The sequence below is a fragment of the Streptomyces sp. NPDC026538 genome (assembly GCF_055567535.1).
In genome coordinates, this window is record NZ_JBVHQG010000001.1 from 1,100,157 (window position 1) to 1,121,973 (window position 21,817).

The window sequence follows — 21,817 nt, forward strand, 5'->3', positions numbered from 1 at the left end:
GAGGTCATTCCGTGATCGTGGGCCGCACGCCGTAGAACGGGCGCAGCTCCAGCCACTCGTGGATCGGCCTGCCCCCGGCCCCGGGGGCGGCCGACAGCTCCCCCGCCAGCTCGACGGCGCGCTCGTAGCTGTCGACGTCGATGATCATCCAGCCGGCGATGAGGTCCTTGGTCTCCGCGAACGGTCCGTCGGTGACCGGCGGACGCCCCTCACCGCCGTACTGGACGAACGTCCCCTCCGGAGCCAGCGCCTGGCTGTCGACGAACTCGCCGCTCTTCTCCAGCCGCGCCGCGAAGTCGTTCATGTACTGCAGGTGGGCCGAGATCTCCTCGGGCGTCCACTGGTCCATGGGCACGTCGTTGACCGATGCCGGGGCGCCTCGGTAGTGCTTCAGCAGCAGGTACTTGGCCATGGTGGTTCTCCTCGGTGCTCGTGCGACCCATTGTGGCCGCGCTCGCCCCTGGGACGGAGCCGGCCGCGCGTTCTCGACATCGCCGCGGGATTTTTTTCCGGCGCCCGCGGAAGGCGCTCAGTTCCCGCAGAACTCCGCGTCCAGGACCGGGCCCGGGTCGCCCGTCCAGTCGCCGTTGAAGTTCACGGCCAGGGCGTGCCGGCCGTCGGCGGTGGTGCCCGCCGTGGAGGTGGAGCCGTGGATGCCGCCGTCGTGGCCCCAGACGTGGACGCCGCAGGAGAGGGTGTGCTCGATCAGGCCGAGGCCGTAGGTGCTGTTGGGGTCGCCGGGGACGGGGACCGTGCTCTTCATCTCCTTCAGCTGGTGCGCGGGGAGGAGGCGGCCGCGCAGCAGGGCCTCGTAGAAGCGGGTCAGGTCGGCGGAGGTGGAGATCATCTCGCCGGCCGAGGAGGCCATCGAGGGGTTGAGGGTGGTGACGTCGTAGGTGGGGCCGGCCGGGTCGGTCAGTTTCGAGTAGGCGCGGCTGCTCGGGCGCGGGAGGGTGGTGCGGATGCCGGGGAGGGACGTGCCGGTCAGGTGGAGCGGCTCGATGACCCGGTTCGTGATCTCCTGAGCGTACGAGTGGCCCGTCACCGCCTTGATCACCATGCCGGCCAGGACGTAGTTCGTGTTGGAGTAGGACCAGCTCGTCCCCGGTGCGAACCCGGGCTTGTGCTTCATCGCGATGCCCACCAGTCCGGCGGGTGTCAGGGTGTCGTAGCGGTGCTGGAAGAAGCCGTCCTTGAGGAAGTAGGCGCGGCCGAAGTCCTCGTCCGCCGTGTAGTTGAAGATGCCGCTGGTGTGGTCGAGGAGCTGGCGGACGGTGACGCGGCGGCCGTCGTTGCCGTGGCCGCGGACCACTCCGGGCAGCCACTTGTCCACCGTGTCGTCCAGGGACAGGCGGCCCTCCGCCTCCAGTTGGAGCAGGACCGTGGAGACGAAGGTCTTCGTGAGGCTGCCGACCCGGTAGTGGTCGGAGGCGGAACGCGGGGCGCCGGTCCGGGTGTCGCCCACCCCGGCCGTCGTCGACCAGGTGCCGTGCGGGTCACGGGCCGTGGCCGTCACCCCGGGCACGCCGGCCGCGACCGCGGCCCGCACCGCCTTGCGGGTGGCCTGGTGGCCGGCGGCGGGTGCCGCCACCGCCGGTGCCACCAGTGCCGCCGACAGGGCCAGTGCCGTGGCCGCCACCAGTGTCGTTCGTACGTGCATGTCTCTCCCCAGTTGGTCACGGTCGAGTCGAGGCGTCGTCGCACTCGGTCGGGGGAAGGGACACCGCCGTGATCGGGCGGGTTGCCCGACTGTGGGCCGGTTGGGTGAGTTTCAGCCCTTCTTGAGGACCAGCTCCGTGTTCCGGTCCGCCGGGTTGCCGCCCAGGACCTTGCTGGAACCGGGGGCGTTGAAGGCCAGTTCCCGGTAGAGGGCCGCGAGGCCGGTCTGGGAGAGGTCGGAGAAGTCCGTGCGGTGGGGTGCGGCGGACTCGATCAGGGTGGTGAAGAGGGAGACCGTGCCGTCCTTGTTGTCCGCCAGCTCCACGACCCGGGCCAGCTGCGGGTAGTCCACGTGCGAGGCGGTGGTGATCTCCCAGAAGGAGTTGCCGTTCGAGGCCTTGTGCGGGGTGATGAGGTTGCGGTGGATGTGGCCGTTCACCCAGGCGAGCACATTGGCGTGCCGGTTGAGGAGGGTGACCAGCTCGGCGCCCGAGTGGCGGCGGTCGCCCGGGTGGGCCGGGTCGGGGCGGGTGTTGGTCATCGTCTGGCTGGTGTGGTGGCTGAAGACGACGGCGTAGGAGTCCTTGTTCTCCCTCAGGGTCTTCTCCAGCCAGGCCAGCTGGGCCGTTCCGATCGATCCGTCGTAGTGGCCGCCGGCGTCCGTCGTGTCGAGGCTGATGCCGATGACGTCGTCGGAGATACGGAAGACGTAGTACTGGGTGCCCGCGGCCACGTTCGCGCTCGAGTAGCCGTGGCCGACCGGACCGAGGCCCTGGTAGGCCGGGTCCAGGTGGGCCTTGAGGTAGTCCGAGGCCGTGTAGGGGGCGCGCTTCTCGTCCGCCGTGACCGAGCGCGCCGACCGGGCGTGGGCCTTCAGGAAGTCGCGGTAGCCGCTGCCCTTGGGGTCCCGGGCGTTGCGGATGGAGTCCTGGAGCTTCCTGGCCTCGGCGTCGGTCACCGTCATCAGCTTCTTGCCGGCGATGGCGGCCGCCGCCAGGTAGGGGTCGGCGTGGGAGCCGAAGCAGCCGAGCGGCAGCGCGTCGTGGTTGCCGACGGTGGAGTACCAGGGGAGGTTGAGACCGGGGCTGTTCACCTCGCGGATCGCGGCGGCGAGGAAGCCCGCCAGGTGCGGGAAGCCGAGTGCCTTGTCGCCGTCGCGGACGGTGGAGCTCGCCTGCCAGTACAGCTTCAGGCCGCTGTTCTGCACACCCTCGTAGTGCTTGGGGTCACCGCTGTTGGGGGTGATCCGGCCGCCGCTCATCACCTTCATGAACCACTCCAGCTCGGAGTGGGCGTTGTTGTCGGTGTTGTCGCCGGTCGTCATCACGAAGTGCAGCGCGGAGCCGGTGACGGGGGCGCCGCGCAGCGCGTTCACGCGCTCGACGAGGGAGATGGCGCCGGGCACGGTGAGCGCCTCGTGGGGGCGCCAGGCGTGCGGGTCGTGGGCGCGCAGGTACTCCAGGCGCAGCGGGTGCTGGACGTCCATCAGATGCAGGTCGGTGAACTGCACGAACGCGGCCAGGGCGGTGCGGCGGCTCGCCCGGCCGGACTTGGCGGCGGCCAGGTCGGAGCGGAGCACGCGCGACCACCCGGCGCCGTCGCCGAGCCGCCGGTAGCCGGAGCCGGTGCGGGGCGCGGCGACGGAGGCGACGGTGGTGCCCTTGGTGTACGGCGCGAGGGGCGCCGCGGCGGCCTTTCGGCCCTCGGCGACCGGCTGCGGCTCGTCGGCCGCGGCGGGCGCGGCCTGGCTGTCGGTGGGGCGCAGGGCGTAGCCGACGCCCGCGGAGAGCGAGACGGCTCCGGCGGCGGCGAGCACGGTACGACGGTTGATCTCCAGTGCCTCGCGGCCCTTCTGGGCCGCGGAGGTGGCGACTGAGCGTATGCGCGGCATGGCGCGGTCTCCCCGAGTGCGAACGCGTCCGACAGTGGTCGCGGGCGATCGCTTCCGCGAACTTCCCGCTCACTCTGGATCGTTGGCACCGGGGATGGCCTGTGCGTGAACGCGGCGGCAACGTGCAACGCCGATCACCGTACGTGGATCAGGTGAGGTGGGGACCGGTCATGGAGCGGATTGCGGGCGGCCGGGGGCCGGTTACTCCGCGTTCATCTGCCGGGGAAGGGGAGGGTCTTTGGCGCTTACGACTGCGACGAATGCTCTGACGCGAAACGTCCCGCCGCCGGCCGCTCCCGCCACAGCCGCAGGGCGACGTCGACCAGCCGGATGCGCCTCAGGCCCGGTACGGCGTCGAGGTCGTGCCAGGCGGCCATGTCGGTGGAGCCGTTCACCTCGTTGCGCAGCTCGCCGCCGGCGATCTCACCGGTGTAGACGATCCGCACGCCGTGGTGGTCGGTGGGGAGGCGCAGCGGGCCCTCGGCGGTGAAGCGGTGCCGGAAGGAGTCGATACCCAGCAGGCCGGTCACCTCGATGTGGTAGCCGGTCTCCTCCAGGAGTTCACGGCGGACCGTGTCGTAGGGGTCCTCGCCGTGCTCCATGCCACCGCCGGGCAGGACCCACTCGGGGGTGCCGTCGTCGGCGGGTGACCGGGCGAGCAGGATCTGTCCGTCACGGACGCACACGGCGTAGGCCGCCACCCTCAGCTTCTCGCGCACATCCGCACGTTAGAGGCGCCGGGCGGCGACGGCCAACAGGATTTCCGCGCACAGCAAGGACACAGATAGGGGGTTTTCCCCATACGTTCATATCGATTCGGTCAACGTTCCCAAAAGGCGGTTCCCTTGGGTAAAGCTGTGCGCCTGCGTGCCGGTTCTTGACCAGGTTCCGGCCGCTCCATGCTCGTTCCTTTACCTACAAGGGATGCAGATGACCCTCAGCCCCCAGCACGACCCGATACCGGGCCACAGACGCATGGGCCGCATAGCCCTGGCCGTCAGTGTCGTGGCCGCGCTCTCCGCCGCCGGGCCGATACCCCTGGCCGCCGCCGCGACGCCGACCCCGGCCGCCACCGCCACCGCGGACGCCAAGTCGGCCCACGACAAGCTCGGTTCGGACGACGCCGAACTGCTCGCCGAGGCCAAGGCCGACGGCACCAAGAACGTCACGATGATGATCGCGACCGCACCGGGGCAGACCGCGCAGGTCGCCCGGGAGCTGGACGGCGTCAAGGGCGGCTCGGTGGGCCGTACGTACGACAAGCTCGGCTATGTCCGCGCCACCGTCCCCACCGGCCGGGCGGACTCGGCGATCGCCGCCGCCGCGAAGCTGTCCTCGGTGCACGCGATCGACCTGCGCCAGGAGATCCAGCTCGACGACCCGACGGTGTCGGACACCGCCAGGTCGGCCAAGGCCGCGAAGACCTACCCGGCGCCGGGGAAGAACACCCCCGCCGAGAACCCCTACAACCCCTCCTTCGAGACGGGCGCCGTCGACTTCGTCAAGGACCACCCGAAGGCGGACGGCCGGGGCATCACGATCGGCATCCTGGACTCCGGTGTCGACCTCGGCCACCCGGCGCTGCAGAAGACCACCACGGGCGAGCGGAAGATCGTCGACTGGGTGACCTCGACCGACCCGATCGTCGACAGCGACCAGACCTGGCGGCCCATGGTCACGGCCGTGTCCGGGCCGAGCTTCGGCTACGCGGGCAAGACCTGGACGGCGCCCGCCGGGTCGTACCAGGTCAGCACCTTCAAGGAGTCGTACACCACGGGTGGCGACGCGGCCGGTGACGCCAACCGGGACGGGGACACCACCGACAGCTGGGGCGTGCTCTACGACCCGGCGGCCGGCACGGTCACCGTCGACCTGAACAACAACAACGACTTCTCCGACGACACGCCGATGAAGCCGTACAAGGACGGCTACCAGGTCGGCTACTTCGGCACCGACAACCCGGCGACCGACGTCGTCGAGCGGCAGCCGTTCGTCGTGCAGATCCGCAAGGACGTCCCCATGGACCCGTTCGGCGGGGACTGGGTCGGCAAGACGGCCGACTTCGTCAACATCGGGGTCATCGAGTCCGAGCACGGCACCCACGTCGCCGGCATCACCGCCGCCAACGGCCTGTTCGGCGGCAAGATGAACGGCGCGGCTCCCGGCGCGAAGATCGTCTCCTCCCGGGCCTGCACCTGGACCGGCGGCTGCACCAACGTCGCGCTCACCGAGGGCATGATCGACCTGGTCGCCAACCGGGGCGTCGACATCGTCAACATGTCGATCGGCGGCCTCCCGGCCCTGAACGACGGCAACAACGCGCGCGCCGAGCTGTACACCCGGCTCATCGACACCTACGGCGTGCAGCTGGTGATCTCCGCGGGCAACTCCGGCCCGGGCGCGAACACCATCGGTGATCCGGGACTCGCCGACAAGGTCATCTCGGTCGGCGCGGGCATCTCCAGGGACACCTGGGCCGCCAACTACGGCTCCCAGGTGACCACGAAGTACCAGCTGCTGCCGTTCTCCTCGCGCGGTCCGCGTGAGGACGGCGGCTTCACGCCGACGCTGGTCGCCCCCGGCGCCGCGATCAACACCACCCAGACCTGGCTGCCGGGCTCGCCGGTCGCCGAGTCGGGCTACTCGCTGCCGGCCGGCTACTCCATGCTCCAGGGCACCTCGATGGCCTCCCCGCAGGCCGCGGGAGCCTCCGCCCTGCTGCTGTCGGCGGCGAAGGAGAAGGGGATCAGCCTCTCCCCCGCCGACCTGCGCACGGCCCTCACCTCGACCGCCGACCACATCAAGGACGTGCAGGCGTACGAGGAGGGCGCGGGCCGCATCGACATCGTCGACGCGTGGGACGCCATCCGTGACCACGCCACCGCGCACGATTACACCGTGAAGGCGCCGGTCGACACCGCGATCGACTACGCGCTGAAGACCCCGGGCTACGGCACCGGCCTGTACGACCGTGAGGGCGGCCTGAAGGCCGGGGAGAAGAAGACGTACGACGTCACCATCACCCGGACCTCCGGCGCGGACAAGGCGGTCCGGCACGAGCTGCACTTCGAGAACAACGCCGGGCACACCTTCAAGATCCTCGGCTCGGACGAGGTGAAGCTGCCGCTGAACCAGCCGGTGACGGTCAAGGTGCAGGCGCGGGCGAAGAGTTCGGGCATCAAGTCGGCGATCCTGGAGGTCGACGACCCGAAGACCGAGGGCGTCGACAAGCAGATCCTGACGACGGTCGTGGTGTCGGCGCCCGTCGACTACACCTGGGCCACGTCCGGTTCGGTGCAGCGCAACAGCTCCACGTCGTACTTCGTGACCGTGCCCGAGGGCGCCAAGTCGCTGGAGGTCGCGATCAGCGGGCTGGCCGCCAAGAGCCAGACGCGGTTCATCTCCATCCACCCGTACGGCGTCCCGGTCGAAAACACCGGCACCCCGTACTGCTACAACAACTACCTCGACGGCAACGGCTGCAAGCCGGACGTCCGCTCCTACGCCGACCCGCAGGCCGGGGTCTGGGAGATCGAGGTCGAGGCGCGCCGCACCTCGCCGCTGCTCGACAACCCCTACCGCCTGGACGCCACCGTGCTCGGCGCGGCCTTCGACCCGGAGACCGTGACCCTGCCCGAGGCCAAGGCCGGCGTCCCGGCCGACGCCTCCTGGAAGGTGACCAACAAGTTCGCCGCGCTCGACGGCAAGCTGGTCGGCGGCCCGCTCGGCTCGTCGAAGACGACCCGTCCCTCGATCAAGGAGGGCGAGGTCCAGAGCACCACGGTGACCGTGCCGGCGGGTGCGCAGTCGCTGGACGTGGCCATCGGCGGCGTCTCCGACACGGCCGCCGACCTCGACCTGGCGGTGTTCGACGCGTCCGGCAAGCAGGTCGCGCAGTCCGCCGACGGCGACTCGGAGGAGGCGGTGTCCATCGCCTCGCCGGCCGCCGGCACGTACACCGTCAAGGTCACCGGTTACTCGGTCCCGTCGGGCACCACCGACTACGACTACCGGGACGTGTTCTTCTCCGCCGCGCTCGGCACGGTCTCGGTCGACGGGTCGACGCCGGTCAAGCTCGGCACGGGTGCCTCGGCCACGGTGACCGGCCGGGTCACGGCGGCCACGGCGGCCCCCGAGGGACGTGAGTTCTTCGGCCGGGTCCAGCTGGTCGACGCACGCGGCACGGTCGCGGGCATCGGCAGCGTGAAGATCGAGAAGGTCACGCAGTAGCGGCAACGGCCGCGGTTCCGGGGCGGGCGTCCTGCGGGGCGCCCGCCCCCTTCCCATTTCCGGTTCTCACTTCCGGCAGCTCAGGGTGCGCGACTCGGGCAGGTCGTGGACGATCCAGGACCGCTCCGGGGCGATCTCCGCCTCGCCGACCGCGTACCGGTCGGGCTCCTGCTGTCCGGCCGTGACGCCGACGAGGAGGCGGACGCCGGTGCGGATCCGGGGGTCGGCGCCGGCCCTGAAGAGGACGTCGACCTCCTCACCGGTCTTCGCCGGTTTGTAGGCGTGGGTCACCTCGAGGGTGACGCGTTCGCCGCCGCCCTGCGGGAGCCGGCGCACACCGGTCACCGTGCCCTCGACGACCAGCCGGGCGCAGGCCAGGTAGCGGGCGCCGCCCAGGGCCTTTTTGCCCGGCGCGCCCACCGCCGCGCTACCGGCCGCGCTGTCGGCGCTGCTGCCGGACGCCTTGTCGTCGACGCCGTTCGCCGTGAGCCAGCCGATACCGAACACGGCCGAGACGAACGCGGCGGCGAGCGCACCGACCAGGCCGAACGAGCGGACCTGGGGGTGCTGCCAGGGGCGGCGGCGCGGCCGGGGCTTCGGGCCGGGCCGGGGTTCCGGGCGCGGCGGCTCGGCCAGGGCGTCCGCGATGCTCCCGAGCTGCGCACGCAACAACGCCACGTCGGCGGCGGCGGCCCTGTGCTCGGCCATGAAGCCGGGGTCGGCACGCTGCCCGTCGGAGAGCGGCTCGTCCAGGAGAACGGCGAGCAGGGCGTCGGCGTCGCCGGCGGCACCGGAGAACCCGTCCTGCGTCTCGCCCCGGCCGTACCCGTCGCGGCGGCCGTGGTCGCCGTCCCGGATCTCGCCGTCGTGGCCGTCGTGTTCGGCGGGCATGGTCACACCACCTCGTCCTCGTGCAGGCGGGCGCGCAGGGCGCGTACCGCCGTGTGCAGCCGGCTCTTGACCGTGCCCTCGGGGATGCCGAGTTCCTCGGCTATGCCGCGCACCGGCAGGTCGGCGTAGAAGCGCAGGACGAGGACCTGGCGCTGGGCGTCCGGCAGTTCGTCCAGGCCGCGGGCGACGGCGACGGAGAGCACGCTGCTGTCCTCGCCGGAGGTGTGGTCGGGGATGCGGAGAGCGGCCAGGCGTTCGCCGAGGCGTTCCTGGCGGCGCTTGGCGCGATGCCAGTCCATGGCGAGGTTGGAGGCGACCACCGCCGCCCACGCCGAGACGTCCCGCGGTGCCTCCCGGCCGCTCGCGGCCCGCTCCAGCAGCCGCAGGCGTACCTGCTGTACCCCGTCCAGCAGGTCCGCCTGCGGTACGCCGCCCAGCGCGAGCACCGCCCGTACCCGACGCTCCTGGTCCGCGTCCAGAGGATCACCGTGCTGGTCCCCCTGGGCCCGGCGGGCCTTTCTGCGCAGCACAACCCACCCCCCTCACCGCGTTTCCCCTACGACGCCGCGGCCCCCGGAAACGTTCGGACGGCTCCCGGAAATCTTTTCCGAGGCGTACGTCACACCGGCGCGCCACGCAGCACAGCTTGCGGCACGAAGGCCACGGAGAGGTAATTTCTGCAGCTCAGCGGGGGTGCCGACGGGAGTTCCACGGGCCGTGAGGTCCGCTCGGCGAGCATGGCGGGCAAAGAATTGGACAGGCTGACCCGGGTCGGCCGCATGATGGAAAGGCCGAAGTCACACGTCAACGTCTGCAGAGGGAGTCACCGTGAGGGTCGGAATCGTCGGAGCCACCGGTCAGGTCGGCACGGTCATGCGCAGGATCCTCACGGAGCGCGACTTCCCCGTCACCGAGCTGCGGCTGTTCGCCTCGGCCCGCTCCGCCGGGACCGTGCTGGACGGCGTGACCGTGGAGGACGCGGCGACCGCCGACTACACCGGCCTGGACATCGTGCTGTTCTCGGCGGGCGGGGCCACCTCCAGGGCGCTCGCGGAGCAGGTCGCCGCCCAGGGTGCCGTCGTCATCGACAACTCCTCCGCCTGGCGCAAGGACCCCGCGGTCCCGCTGGTCGTCTCCGAGGTCAACCCGCACGCGATCGCCGACCGCCCCAAGGGCATCATCGCCAACCCGAACTGCACCACGATGGCCGCGATGCCGGTCCTGAAGGCGCTGGACGCGGAGGCGGGCCTTCAGGCGCTGGTCGCCACCACCTACCAGGCGGTGTCCGGCTCCGGTCTGGCGGGCGTCGCGGAGCTGCACGGGCAGGTGCAGAAGGTCGCCGCCGACGCGGACAAGCTCACCCACGACGGCGCGGCGGTCGACTTCCCCGAGCCGCAGGTCTACAAGCGGCCCATCGCCTTCAACGTCCTCCCCTTCGCCGGCAACCTCGTCGACGACGGTCTGAACGAGACCGACGAGGAGCAGAAGCTGCGCCACGAGTCCCGCAAGATCCTGGAACTTCCCGAGCTGAAGGTCTCCGGCACCTGCGTCCGCGTCCCGGTGTTCTCCGGCCACTCCCTCCAGGTCAACGCCCGGTTCGCCCGCCCGATCAGCCCCGAGCGCGCCACCGAGCTGCTCGCGGACGCCCCGGGCGTCGAGCTCTCCGACATCCCGACCCCGCTGCAGGCGGCCGGCCAGGACCCGTCGTACGTCGGCCGGATCCGCCGCGACGAGACGGTGGACAACGGGCTCGCGCTGTTCATCTCCAACGACAACCTCCGCAAGGGGGCCGCGCTGAACGCCGTGCAGATCGCGGAGCTGGTGGCGGAAGAGCTGTCCGCGAAGTAGGGGGGCCGGGCGCCTCAGGGGGTGCCGCGTCGTGCCGTCGCGCGGGTGCGGCGCCGTCCTGGCCGGTCGCGCAGTTCCCCGCGCCCCTTCGGGCGCGTTGCAGCAAGGTTCGTCATCGAAGGGGAACCCCGACACCATGAGTAAGAGTCAGCCGTCATGTGACAGGTCGCTTGTCCTCGACGGCAAGGTCGCCATGATCACCGGGGCGTCCAGCGGGATCGGGGCGGCCGCCGCGCGGCTGTTCGCGCGGGAGGGTGCGGCCGTCGTGCTGACGGCCCGGCGCGCGGACCGGCTGCGGGCGCTGGCCGAGGAGATCGGCGCCGGCGGCGGCCGGGCCCTGGCCGTACCGGCGGACGTGGCGTCCGCCGAGGACGTCGAGCGGGTCGTCCGTACGGCCGTAGCCGCCTTCGGCCGCCTGGACTGCGCCTTCAACAACGCCGGGTTCGGCACCGCCGGCACCGAGCTGCACGAGACCGGCCAGGACGTCTACGAGCAGACCATGGACGTCAACGTGCGCGGGGTCTGGAACTGCCTGCGCTTCCAGATCCCCGAGATGCTCGGGTCCGGCGGCGGCACGATCGTCAACACGTCGAGTGTCGCGGGGCAGCGGGCGACCGGGGCGTCGGCGGCGTACGTGGCCGCCAAGCACGCCGTCCTCGGGCTCACCCGGGCCGCCGCGGCCGAGTACGCGCAGCGCGGTATCCGCGTCAACGCGCTGGTGGTGGGCAGCACCCGCACCGAGATGATGGACCGGGCCGTGCGGACGCTGCCGGAGCTGCGGGAGCGGTTCGAGGGCGAGACCCTGCAGAAGCGGATGGCCGGCCCGGCCGAGGTCGCCGAGGCCGCGCTGTGGCTGTGCAGCGACCGTTCCTCCTTCGTCACCGGCGCGGCGATGCCGGTCGACGGCGGCACGACCGCCGCCTGACGCCCCCCGTCCGGGCGATCTCTGGGGTTTTCCCTCGTCGCCCGGGGCCGGGCCGCCGTGGAAGGATGGCGCAACCCACACATAACGAGGAGATGACCGCGTGCCTGGCACAAACCTGACTCGCGAAGAGGCACAGCAGCGGGCGAAGCTGCTCACCGTTGACTCGTACGAGATCGATCTCGACCTCTCCGGCGCGCAGGAGGGCGGTACCTACCGGTCCGTGACCACGGTGCGCTTCGACGTCGCCGAAGCAGGCGCCGCTTCCTTCATCGACCTGGTGGCCCCGGCCGTCCACGAGGTCACCCTGAACGGCGACCCGCTCGAGGCCGCCGAGGTCTTCGAGGACTCCCGGATCGCGCTGCCGGGCCTGCTGGCGGGCCGTAACGTCCTGCGGGTCGTCGCCGACTGCGCGTACACCAACACGGGCGAGGGCCTGCACCGGTTCGTCGACCCGGTCGACGAGCAGGCCTACCTCTACACCCAGTTCGAGGTGCCGGACGCGCGCCGCGTGTTCGCCAGCTTCGAGCAGCCGGACCTCAAGGCGACCTTCCAGTTCACGGTGAAGGCGCCGAGCGGCTGGACCGTCATCTCCAACTCGCCGACGCCCGAGCCCAAGGACGACGTCTGGGTCTTCGAGCCGACGCCGCGCATCTCGTCGTACATCACCGCGCTGATCGTCGGCCCGTACCACTCCGTGCACAGCGTGTACGAGAAGGACGGGCAGAGCGTGCCGCTCGGCATCTACTGCCGGCCCTCGCTCGCCGAGTTCCTGGACTCGGACGCGATCTTCGAGGTGACCCGGCAGGGCTTCGACTGGTTCCAGGAGAAGTTCGACTACGCGTACCCGTTCAAGAAGTACGACCAGCTGTTCGTGCCGGAGTTCAACGCGGGCGCGATGGAGAACGCGGGCGCGGTGACCATCCGCGACCAGTACGTCTTCCGGTCCAAGGTGACCGACGCGGCGTACGAGACGCGGGCCGAGACCATCCTGCACGAGCTGGCCCACATGTGGTTCGGCGACCTGGTCACCATGGAGTGGTGGAACGACCTGTGGCTGAACGAGTCGTTCGCCACCTACACCTCCATCGCCTGCCAGGCGTACGCGCCCGGCTCGCGCTGGCCGCACTCGTGGACGACGTTCGCCAACTCCATGAAGACCTGGGCGTACCGGCAGGACCAGCTGCCCTCCACGCACCCGATCATGGCCGAGATCCGCGACCTGGACGACGTCCTCGTCAACTTCGACGGCATCACCTACGCCAAGGGCGCGTCCGTCCTGAAGCAGCTCGTCGCCTACGTCGGCATGGACGAGTTCTTCAAGGGCGTGCAGGCGTACTTCAAGCGGCACGCGTTCGGCAACACGCGCCTGTCCGACCTGCTGGGCGCCCTGGAGGAGACCTCCGGGCGTGACCTGAGCACCTGGTCGCAGAAGTGGCTGCAGACCGCCGGGATCAACATCCTGCGGCCGGAGATCGAGACAGACGGCGAAGGAGGGGCCGGTGTCGTCACCTCCTTCGCGATCCGCCAGGAGGCCCCGGCGCTGCCCGCCGGCGCCAAGGGCGAGCCGATCCTGCGCCCGCACCGGATCGCGATCGGCCTGTACGACCTGGACGAGACGAGCGGCAAGCTGGTCCGCACCGACCGGATCGAGCTGGACGTGGACGGCGAGCTGACCGCCGTACCGCAGCTGACCGGCCGCCGCCGTCCGGCGGTGTTCCTGCTCAACGACGACGACCTGTCGTACGCGAAGGTCCGCCTGGACGAGCGGTCGCTGCAGTTCGTGACGGAGCACCTGGGCGACTTCGAGGCCTCCCTGCCCCGCGCGCTGTGCTGGGCGTCGGCCTGGGACATGACCCGCGACGCCGAACTGCCCGCCCGGGAGTACCTGTCCCTGGTGCTGGCCGGGATCGGCAAGGAGTCGGACATCGGTGTCGTGCAGTCGCTGCACCGCCAGGTGAAGCTGGCCGTCGAGCTGTACGCCGACCCGACCGCCCGCGAGGCCCTGCTCACCCGCTGGACCGACGCCACCCTCGCCCACCTGCGGTCCGCCGCCCCGGGGAGCGACCACCAGCTGGCCTGGGCCCGCGCGTTCGCGGCGACCGCCCGCACCCCGGAGCAGCTGGACCTCCTGGACAGCCTGCTGGAGGGCACCCACACGATCGAGGGCCTGGCCGTCGACACCGACCTGCGCTGGGCGTTCGTGGAGCGGCTGGCCGCGGTCGGCCGGTTCGACGAGGCGGAGATCGCGGGCGAGTACGAGCGGGACAAGACGGCCGCCGGCGAGCGCCACGCGGCCACCGCCCGGGCCGCCCGTCCGACCGAGGAGGCGAAGGCCGAGGCGTGGGCGTCGGTCATCGACTCCGACAAGCTGCCGAACGCCGTACAGGAGGCGGTGATCGGCGGCTTCGTCCAGACCGACCAGCGTGAGCTGCTGGCGCCGTACACGGACCGGTACTTCGAGGTCCTGAAGTCGGTGTGGGACACCCGCTCCCACGAGATCGCCCAGCAGATCGCGATCGGCCTCTACCCGGCCCTCCAGGTCTCCGAGGAGACCGTCACCAAGACGGACACCTGGCTGAACGCGGCCCAGCCGAACGCGGCCCTGGCCCGGCTCGTCTCGGAGTCCCGCGCGGGCGTCGAGCGCGCCCTGCGGGCCCAGGCGGCGGACGCGGCGGCCGAGTAGCCGACGGTACGACGAAGGGGGCGCCCGGGGCCGAGGCTTCGGGCGCCCCCTTCGTCATGCCCCCCTGTCGGCCCTTGGGTGGCAGGGCCGCCGGGAGGACGGTGTCCGCACACCGGTCTCCGGTCAGGTGCCGTTGGCGTTGCTGTCCCCGGTGGTCTCCTTCTTGTCCAGCGGGCGGATCTCGATCTTGGTCGGCATTTCAACTCCCTTTTCGGCAAGGACGTTGAGCGTCCCCATGGGAACTCCCGGCGCAAGGACTGTCAAGGGTGCCCCCGGGTCGCCTACTCCCCATCACCTAGCCGGAGTTGAGTACCCGTGCTCACGCCCGGGGTGGCCGCGGGTTGCGAGCATCGGTGCAACGGCGCGGCACAGAGCGCCGGTTCGGCCAGTCGAGGCACTTCTCAGTTACGGAGAAACCGTCATGTCCCGTCGTATCGCTCTGTCCATCGCCGCCGGTGTCGTCGTCCTCGGAGGCGCCGGGGCCTTCGCCCTCGCTTACGCGGGGGACCAGCCGCCCGCCTTCGCGCACAGCACCGCCCGCTACACCGCGCCCGACGGCGGCCGGGACGGTTCGGTCACCTTCTCCACCGAGGTCACCGCGTCCTCCGGGGTGAAGAGCCTCAAGGTGCTGGCCTGGCCGGAGAAGTCCCAGTTCGCGAAGAAGCCGCTGACCGCCAAGGACATGGCCGGGGTGGAGTCGGCGACCTGCGCGGCGGCCGAGAAGGACACCACGCGGTGCGTGTACAAGGCCGTGGTGCCCGCCGCCGACGCCGCGTCGACCCCGCACGGCACCTGGCACATCGCCGTACTCGCCACCGCCAGGGACGGCCGCACCACCCTGGACACCAAGGTCACCGACTTCACCGTCGGCTGATCCGGTCCGCCGCCGATGACGTCCGTTCAGCCGACGTGCGCGGCCAGCGCCGACCCGATGTCCGCGGCCCGGGCGCCCTCCGCCGCCCAGGCCGCGTACCCGTCGGGCCGCACGAGCAGCGTCGTACCGCGGTCGCTCGCCCAGTGCGCCACCGCCAGCCGGTCCGCGCGCCCCTCGCCCGCGTCGTACGCATCCGGGGTCACCAGGACGAACCGGCCGCCGCGCAGGGCCTCGTAGAGCCGGCCGCCGCCGGCCAGGGGGAGGTCGGGAACGCGCGCGCCGGTGAGGGGGTGGGCGCCCCTCGGGGCCGGGTACCGGTAGCCGACGCCGGTGATCCGGCCCATGATCCTGGCGCGGACGGGGGCCAGCCGGTCGAGGGCGGTCACGAGCACGGAACGCACCGGCAGCTGCCAGCCCTTGGCCATCGCCAGGCGGACGATCGCGCCGCTGCTGCGCAGTACCGACCTGCCGACCGGGTGCCGTTCGGTCTGGTAGGTGTCGAGCAGGTCGGGGGTGGCGTGGCCGTGCAGCACGGCGGCGAGCTTCCAGCTCAGGTTGGCCGCGTCCTGCAGACCGGTGTTCATTCCCTGCCCGCCGGCCGGGGTGTGCACATGCGCCGCGTCGCCGGCCAGGAAGACCCGGCCCACCCGGTAGCCGGGCGCCTGCCGCTCGTCGCTGTGGAAGCGGGACATCCAGCGGGCCTCGCGCATCCCGTAGTCCCGGCCCAGGGCCAGCCGGGTGATCTCCCTGACCTCGTCGAGGTCGACCGGCTCGTGGTCGGGGACGTCACGGCCGCGGTGCCAGCAGATGACACGGTGGTAGCCGTCGCCGAAGGGCGCGAGGAAGGCGAACGCGTCGCCGACCGCGGCGGCCGTGATCAGCGTCTCGGGCTTCTCGTCGAGCAGCACGTCGGCGAGGACGACGGACCGGATGGCCGACCTCCCCGGGAACGGCAGCCCGATCGCCTCCCGCACGGCACTGCGCATCCCGTCGGCGCCCACGACGTACCCGGCGCGCAGCTCCGCGGCGCCCCTGACGTGCACGGTGACCCCGTCGGCGTCCTGCGTCAGTCCCGTCACCTCGGACTCGTAACGGAAGTCGACGCCCGCCTCGACCGCGCGGCGCTCCAGCACCTTCTCCACCTCGTACTGCGGGATCACCAGCACATGCCGGAAACGGGAGGGGAGGCCGCCGAGGTCGAGGGTGAGCCCGTCGAAGAGGTTGAGCCGGGCGAGCGGCTTGCCGACGGCCTCCAGTTCGTCGGCGACGGCGCGGGCGTCGAGCTGCTCCAGGGCGCGGGCGTGCAGGACGAAGGCGCGGGAGAGGTTGCTGATCCGGTGGGGCCGCTTCTCCAGGAGGGTGACCGGGACGCCGGCGACGGCGAGGTCACCGGCCAGGAGCAGGCCGGTGGGACCGGAGCCGACGACGATCACGCGGGAGTTTTCGGGGGCGGGGGTCTTGCCGTTCATGGGGGGCCTCCTCTGGATGCCTTCACGCGTTGGCCAACATCCGTTGACCAGCTGGCTCGGGCCAACAGCTGTTGGCCAACGCTTGTTGACAACGGTAGGCCGGGGTTGTCGCGCGCGTCAACACCCGTTGGCCTACATCTGTTGGCCTACGTTCGTCGGCATACGCTTGTTGGCCCACATTTGCTGGCGCACACCTGCTGGCACACACCCGTGGGCACACACCTGTTGACCAACAGACGTTGGCCCACACTTGTTGGCCCACGCATGTTGGCCTACGCTCGTTGACATGACCGGCACCCCCAGTAGAAGCACGGAGCCCACGACCGGCTCGGCGACGCGCCGTTCCGACGCCAGCCGCTCCGCCATCCTGGCCGCGGCCCGCGAGCGCTTCGCCACCGACGGCTACGAGCGCGCCACCATCCGCGCCATCGCCAAGGACGCGCGTATCGACCCGTCCATGGTCATGCGCTACTTCGGCAACAAGGACGGCCTGTTCGCGGCGGCCGTCGCGCTCGACCTGCGGATGCCCGACGTGTCCGAGGTGCCGCGCACCGAGGTCGGGCGGGCGCTGGTGGCCCACTTCCTGACCATCTGGGAGGCGAACGAGGAGCTCACCGCGGTGCTGCGGGTCGGCATCACCAACAAGGCGGGGGCCGAACGGCTGCAGGGCATCTTCCGGGACCAGGTGGTACCGGTGGCCCAGCGGGTGTGCCCCGACCCCGAGCAGGTGCAGACACGGGCGGGGCTGTGCGCCGCGCAGCTGATAGGGCTCGCACTCACCCGTTACGTGCTGCGGTTGCCGCCGGTGGTGGCGCTGGCGCGGGAGGAGGTCCTGGCGTGGCTGGGGCCGACCCTGCAGCGGTATCTGACCGCGCCGAGCCCCTGAGCGACGCACCGAGGGCGCCGGTCAGCTCCCGTACGCCCCGTCTCGGGTCTACGGAAGGCGACCGGCGCCCTCGGTGGAGAAGCGGAGGTCAGGCCTTCGCCTTGGCCTTCGTCGTGCCCGGCTTGGTGACCCGGATCTTGGACTTGTCCAGCACCATGACCAGGCCCGCGATGACCGCGAACAGCACGAGCGGGATCAGGACGTAGAGACCCAGCGTCTCGATGACGCTCAGGCCCTTGCCGGGGTCGTCGCCGTCGTCACGCGTGAGCGCGAGGGCAGGGGACGACAGGAGCAGCATCATCAGCGTCGTACCGGCAGCCAGGGCGCCGGCGCGCAGGGCGTTCTTCTTGTCCACGCTGCCCAAGTTAGCGGGCCGACTTGAGGGGCGCGCGTCCGGGGTACCTCTACGGCCCGCCGCACACTGCCGTGACCGCCCCCCGAGAGCTGCCGGCCCCCGGAAGGCGCTACCGGTCTCACACCCCGGACGGGCTGGATTCTCACGCCCCGGACGGGCTGAGTCTCACGCCCCGGACGGGCTGGAAAGGGATACCGAGCGGCCGTCGTCCTCCGGGTCGGGCGGGTTGTCCGGCCGCAGTACCTCCAGGAGCGCCCGCACCCTCGCCGACGTCATCAGCTCCTCCAGGGTCACCGGGCGGCCCGTCGCGTCGGCGATCGGGAGGCGCCAGTTCGGGTACTGGTCCCAGGTGCCGGGGAGGTTCTGGGGACGGCGGTCGCCGACCGTGTCGGGGAGCCAGACGCCGACCATGCGGGCCGGGGTGCGGAGCAGGAAACGGTGGACGGCCCGGATCTCGGCCTCCTCGTCACCGGCGTCGGACGCGGCCAGCAGGCCCAGCCGGGTCAGCAGGGCCAGCCACTCCGCCGTGTCGGCCGCCGCGTCCGCCCGCTCCTCGGACAGCGGGCGGGTCAGCAGGCCCAGCCGGTCGCGGAGCTCGACGTGTTCGCCGGTGAGGCGGGCCGCGGTGGGCGGCAGGTCGTGGGTGGTGGCGGTGGCGAGGCAGTCGGCGCGCCAGCTCTCCGGGGGGAGCGGGCGGCCGTCGCCGTCCCAGTCCCGTTCGAACCAGAGCACCGACGTGCCGAGCACTCCGTGCCGCTGGAGCGTCTCGCGGACCCCCGGCTCCACGGTCCCCAGGTCCTCCCCGATCACCACCGCGCCCGCCCGGGTCGCCTCCAGGGCCAGCAGGGCCAGCATCGCCTCGGCGTCGTAGCGGACGTAGGTGCCCTCCGTGGGCGGCCGGCCCTCCGGGACCCACCACAGCCGGAACAGGCCCATCACGTGGTCGATGCGCAGGGCGCCGGCGTAGCGGAAGAGGGCGCGCAGCAGCTGGCGGTAGGGGGCGTGGCCGGAGGCGGCGAGGCGGTCGGGGCGCCAGGGCGGCAGGCCCCAGTCCTGGCCGCGGGCGTTGAAGGCGTCGGGCGGGGCGCCGACGGACATCCCGGCGGCGAAGAACGCGCGCTGCGCCCAGGCGTCCGCGCCCGCGGGGTGCACGCCGACGGCGAGGTCGTGGACGATCCCGACCGGCATTCCGGCCTCGCGGGCGGTGCGCTGGGCGGCGGTGAGCTGGGTGTCGGTGAGCCAGGCGAGCCGGGAGTGGAAGGCGACCCGGTCGCTCAGCGCGGCGCGGGCGCGGGCGGTCTCCGCCGAGCGGGGGTCGCGCAGGGCCTCGGGCCACCGGTGCCAGTCGGAACCGTGCTGCTCGGCGAGCGCGTACCAGGTGGCGTGGTCCTCCAGGGCCTGGCCCTGTTCGGTGCGGAAGGCGTCGTAGGCGGCCTGCCGGGCGGCGGTGAGCGGTACGGCGGCCAGCGCCTCCAGTGCCTCCCGCTTCAGCTCCCAGACCGCGTCCCGGTCGATGTGGGCGTCCTGGTCGAGGACGGCGGCGCGCAGCCGTCCGGCGCGTTCGGCGAGCGCGGGGTCCGGGACGTACTCGGGGACGGACTCCAGCCGCAGATGCACCGGGTCCGGGAAGCGGCGGGAGGAGGGGCGGTACGGGGAGGGGTCGGTCGGGGGTCCGGGCACGGCCGCGTGCAACGGGTTGACCTGGACGAATCCGGCGCCCGCGGTGCGCCCGGCCCAGTCGGCCAGTGCGGCGAGGTCACCGAGGTCGCCCATGCCCCAGGAGCGTTGGGACAGGAGCGAGTACAGCTGGACGAGAAGTCCGTGCGAGCGGCCGGCGGGGGTGGGCAGCCGGTCGGGGGCGACGATCAGGTGGGCGCGGGCGGTACGGCCGTCGGGCGCGGCGGCGGTCAGCAGGTGCACGCCGGTCGGCAGGTCCCGTACGTCGTCCAGGGTCTGCCCGTCCTCCGTCCGCACCTCCACCCGGGTGCCGGCGGGCAGGCCGAGGGCGGGGGCGCCGGAGCCGGCCCAGTGCACGACCGTCGGCGGCAGCAGCCGTTCGGCGAGGTCCCGTTCCCGTTCGGCGAGGGCGGTGCGAACGGCTTCCGGGCCGCTCGCGTCGACGCCCAGGGCGGCCAGCGCGGCGGTCACGGCACCGGCCGAGGCCGCGACCGTACGGTCCGGGGAGGGGCTGTAGGAGGTGGCGACGCCGTGCAGCTCGGCGAGCCGGCACAGCCCCCGGTCCAGGCCTTCGCTCATCTACAACCCCGGCTCACTGGTCAGCGGGGCCAGGTCGGCGAGCGGGGGTTCGCTGGTCAGGGGCTCGGCGTCGGGCAGCGGCGGCTCGCTGGTCAGCGGCGCCTGCGCGCAGACGGTCTCGGCGCTGAACACGCACAGCCGGGACTCCTCCCCGGTCGGCACCGGGGGTTTGAACTGGGCCGGGATCGGATGGTGAACCGTTGCGGCCACGGTGGCCTCCTTGTCTGACGTCGGGTACGGCGGCGGAAGCCGCGTCCTGGCAGGCCTACCCCGTCGTGGCGAGCGCACTCCCCACGGCCGTCCCCGCACCGGGTGAACCGACCGCGTCCGGGTGATCGATAAAGAGGCTGTGAGACTGTTCCGCCCCATGGGGGGCCACCGGGATAACGACGAGACGGCCGGCGGGGACGCGGCGCTGCTGCGGGCCGTGGCGGCCGGCGACGGCTCGGCGCTGGCCGTCCTGTACGACCGGCACGCGGGCTGGCTGTACGCCCGCCTGACCCGGCGCTGTGCCGACCCCGAGGTGGTGCGGGAGGTGCTGCAGGACACCTTCGTCGCGGTGTGGCGGTCGGCGGCCGGGCATCGCGGGCAGGAGGCCGGCGGCTGGCTGTGGACGATCGCCGCCCGCCGGCTGGTGGACGCCCGTCGGGTGCAGGAACGGGCCGCACGGGTGGAGCCCCTGCCCGACCCCGCCGTCACGCCCTCCGCGGAGGACCGGGTGCTCGCCGGCCTGGAGTACGGCGATGTCGGCACCGCGCTGGACCGGATCTCCCCCGAGCTGCGCGAGGTGCTGCGGGCGACGGTCGTGGACGGCCTGTCCACCCGGGAGACCGCGCGGCTGCTCGGCATACCGGAGGGCACGGTCAAGTCCCGCGCACTCCGGGCACGGGCCGAACTTCGCGCCGCCCTGGCCCAGTTGAACCCTTCGCCGGCGGGAGGCGCGGCATGACGACACCCTGGCACGCCTCCGAGGACCTCACCCTGCGGTACGCCGACGGCTCCCTGCCGGAGGCGGACGCGTGGTCCCTGGAGAAGCACCTGGAGGGCTGCCCCGACTGTGCGACCCGGGTGTCGGCGGCGGTACGGGAGACAGCGGCGGGACCGGTCCTCGAAGAGGTACGGGACTTGGTGCTGGCAGCCGCGCCACCCGCCTCGGGGGCGCGCGGCTCCGACCTGTGCGGCGCCGCCGCGTGGGCGCGACCGGCCCCCGCCGGCCGGCACCTGACGCGCCGCCTCCAACCCGCCCTCTGGACCCTGGGGCCCGCCCTGCGCGGCACCTGGCTCCTCGCCCTGCTCACAGTCGTCGTCGGCGCCCTCCTCCTCGACCACGCCGCCGGCTACGAAGCCACCCGCACCCTTCTCCTCACCATCGCCCCGGTCGTCCCCGTGGCCGGCGTGGCCCTCTCCTACGGGCCGCATGCCGACCCCCTGCACGAGATCACGGCGGCCACCCCCTCCGGCGGCCTGCGCCTCGCGCTCACCCGCACCGCCGCCGTCCTCGCCGTGAGCCTCCCCGCGCTGACCGTCACCGGCGCCGCGCTGCCCGCCTCTGGTGCCCCCGGTGCCGCCGCCTGGCTGCTGCCGGGCCTCGCGCTGACCCTCGGCTCCCTGGCGCTCACGTCCTACGCCGGTTGCCGTACCGCGACCGCGGTGACCGGCGGCTGCTGGCTGGCCGCCGTCCTCGTCCCGGCCGTCGCCGCCCACGGCGGCCCGTTCACCGCACGGCTGGCGGGACAGCTGTCCGCCCGCTTCGACGGCACCCAGGCCGGCTGGGCCGCGGCCGCCGTGGCGTGCGCCGCGTTCCTGGCCGTCCGCCGGGGCGCCTACGACCACCTGGAGAACCGTTGAGC

The 21,817-nt window shown here is 72.3% G+C and carries 18 protein-coding genes; 8 read left to right on the forward strand and 10 right to left on the reverse strand.

Annotation, left to right across the window (positions count from 1 at the left end; translation table 11 throughout):
* Positions 1-4: 4 nt before the first annotated feature.
* The 4 genes from ACZ4N4_RS04955 to ACZ4N4_RS04970 form a co-directional block, all read right to left on the reverse strand.
* Positions 5-412 (reverse strand): YciI family protein, encoded by a 408-nt coding sequence (locus ACZ4N4_RS04955; RefSeq protein WP_360483786.1) that lies wholly within the window; start codon positions 410-412, stop codon positions 5-7.
* Positions 413-529: 117 nt separating this feature from the next.
* Positions 530-1,660, reverse strand: a complete 1,131-nt coding sequence (locus ACZ4N4_RS04960; RefSeq protein WP_467584454.1) for a serine hydrolase domain-containing protein — start codon at positions 1,658-1,660, stop codon at positions 530-532.
* Positions 1,661-1,771: 111 nt separating this feature from the next.
* Positions 1,772-3,550 (reverse strand): TIGR03767 family metallophosphoesterase, encoded by a 1,779-nt coding sequence (locus ACZ4N4_RS04965; RefSeq protein WP_467584457.1) that lies wholly within the window; start codon positions 3,548-3,550, stop codon positions 1,772-1,774.
* Positions 3,551-3,795: 245 nt separating this feature from the next.
* Complete coding sequence (locus tag ACZ4N4_RS04970; RefSeq protein ID WP_467584458.1) at positions 3,796-4,269, reverse strand: NUDIX hydrolase; 474 nt, start codon at positions 4,267-4,269, stop codon at positions 3,796-3,798.
* 211 nt (positions 4,270-4,480) lie between these two features.
* Here ACZ4N4_RS04970 and ACZ4N4_RS04975 point away from each other — a divergent pair, with 211 nt between their 5' ends.
* Positions 4,481-7,780, forward strand: coding sequence for a S8 family serine peptidase (locus ACZ4N4_RS04975; protein ID WP_467584460.1), 3,300 nt, complete (start codon positions 4,481-4,483; stop codon positions 7,778-7,780).
* 66 nt (positions 7,781-7,846) lie between these two features.
* Here the strand turns inward: ACZ4N4_RS04975 and ACZ4N4_RS04980 are convergent, their stop codons facing one another.
* A complete protein-coding gene (locus ACZ4N4_RS04980; RefSeq protein ID WP_467584463.1) occupies positions 7,847-8,671 on the reverse strand; it encodes a hypothetical protein in 825 nt (274 codons plus the stop codon).
* Between the two features lie 2 nt (positions 8,672-8,673).
* Positions 8,674-9,201 (reverse strand): RNA polymerase sigma factor, encoded by a 528-nt coding sequence (locus tag ACZ4N4_RS04985; RefSeq protein WP_450755717.1) that lies wholly within the window; start codon positions 9,199-9,201, stop codon positions 8,674-8,676.
* Positions 9,202-9,499: 298 nt separating this feature from the next.
* Between ACZ4N4_RS04985 and ACZ4N4_RS04990 the strand changes: the two genes are divergently transcribed.
* The 4 genes from ACZ4N4_RS04990 (at position 9,500) to ACZ4N4_RS05005 (ending at position 15,001) form a co-directional block, all read left to right on the forward strand.
* Entirely contained in the window at positions 9,500-10,519 is a 1,020-nt protein-coding gene (locus ACZ4N4_RS04990) for an aspartate-semialdehyde dehydrogenase (protein WP_467584466.1), read from the forward strand.
* A 136-nt stretch (positions 10,520-10,655) separates the two neighbouring features.
* Positions 10,656-11,444 carry an SDR family NAD(P)-dependent oxidoreductase gene (locus ACZ4N4_RS04995; protein ID WP_467584469.1) on the forward strand — a complete coding sequence of 263 codons (789 nt, stop codon included), beginning with the start codon at positions 10,656-10,658 and terminating at the stop codon, positions 11,442-11,444.
* A 100-nt stretch (positions 11,445-11,544) separates the two neighbouring features.
* Complete coding sequence (gene pepN / locus ACZ4N4_RS05000; RefSeq protein ID WP_467584472.1) at positions 11,545-14,127, forward strand: aminopeptidase N; 2,583 nt, start codon at positions 11,545-11,547, stop codon at positions 14,125-14,127.
* Positions 14,128-14,548: 421 nt separating this feature from the next.
* Positions 14,549-15,001 (forward strand): DUF5707 domain-containing protein, encoded by a 453-nt coding sequence (locus tag ACZ4N4_RS05005; RefSeq protein ID WP_453575864.1) that lies wholly within the window; start codon positions 14,549-14,551, stop codon positions 14,999-15,001.
* A gap of 26 nt (positions 15,002-15,027) precedes the next feature.
* Here ACZ4N4_RS05005 and ACZ4N4_RS05010 read toward each other — a convergent pair whose 3' ends face one another.
* Positions 15,028-16,470, reverse strand: coding sequence for an FAD-dependent monooxygenase (locus ACZ4N4_RS05010; protein WP_467584474.1), 1,443 nt, complete (start codon positions 16,468-16,470; stop codon positions 15,028-15,030).
* A gap of 286 nt (positions 16,471-16,756) precedes the next feature.
* Between ACZ4N4_RS05010 and ACZ4N4_RS05015 the strand changes: the two genes are divergently transcribed.
* Positions 16,757-17,356 (forward strand): TetR/AcrR family transcriptional regulator, encoded by a 600-nt coding sequence (locus ACZ4N4_RS05015; RefSeq protein WP_467584478.1) that lies wholly within the window; start codon positions 16,757-16,759, stop codon positions 17,354-17,356.
* Positions 17,357-17,444: 88 nt separating this feature from the next.
* On the opposite strand, the gene ACZ4N4_RS05020 is transcribed toward ACZ4N4_RS05015, so the two are convergent.
* The 3 genes from ACZ4N4_RS05020 to ACZ4N4_RS05030 all read right to left on the reverse strand — a co-directional run bounded on the left by ACZ4N4_RS05020 (position 17,445) and on the right by ACZ4N4_RS05030 (position 20,153).
* Positions 17,445-17,711, reverse strand: coding sequence for a hypothetical protein (locus ACZ4N4_RS05020; protein WP_360483747.1), 267 nt, complete (start codon positions 17,709-17,711; stop codon positions 17,445-17,447).
* Positions 17,712-17,876: 165 nt separating this feature from the next.
* Complete coding sequence (malQ, locus tag ACZ4N4_RS05025) at positions 17,877-19,967, reverse strand: 4-alpha-glucanotransferase (protein WP_467584481.1); 2,091 nt, start codon at positions 19,965-19,967, stop codon at positions 17,877-17,879.
* On the reverse strand, positions 19,968-20,153 hold the full coding sequence (locus ACZ4N4_RS05030; RefSeq protein ID WP_453576007.1) for a hypothetical protein: 186 nt from the start codon (positions 20,151-20,153) through the stop codon (positions 19,968-19,970).
* Positions 20,154-20,334: 181 nt separating this feature from the next.
* Here ACZ4N4_RS05030 and ACZ4N4_RS05035 point away from each other — a divergent pair, with 181 nt between their 5' ends.
* Both ACZ4N4_RS05035 and ACZ4N4_RS05040 read left to right on the forward strand, forming a co-directional pair.
* Positions 20,335-20,916, forward strand: coding sequence for an RNA polymerase sigma factor (locus ACZ4N4_RS05035; RefSeq protein ID WP_467584484.1), 582 nt, complete (start codon positions 20,335-20,337; stop codon positions 20,914-20,916).
* Complete coding sequence (locus tag ACZ4N4_RS05040) at positions 20,913-21,815, forward strand: zf-HC2 domain-containing protein (RefSeq protein WP_467584486.1); 903 nt, start codon at positions 20,913-20,915, stop codon at positions 21,813-21,815. The genes ACZ4N4_RS05035 and ACZ4N4_RS05040 overlap by 4 nt, the downstream gene beginning before the upstream one ends.
* The last annotated feature ends 2 nt before the right edge of the window (positions 21,816-21,817 follow it).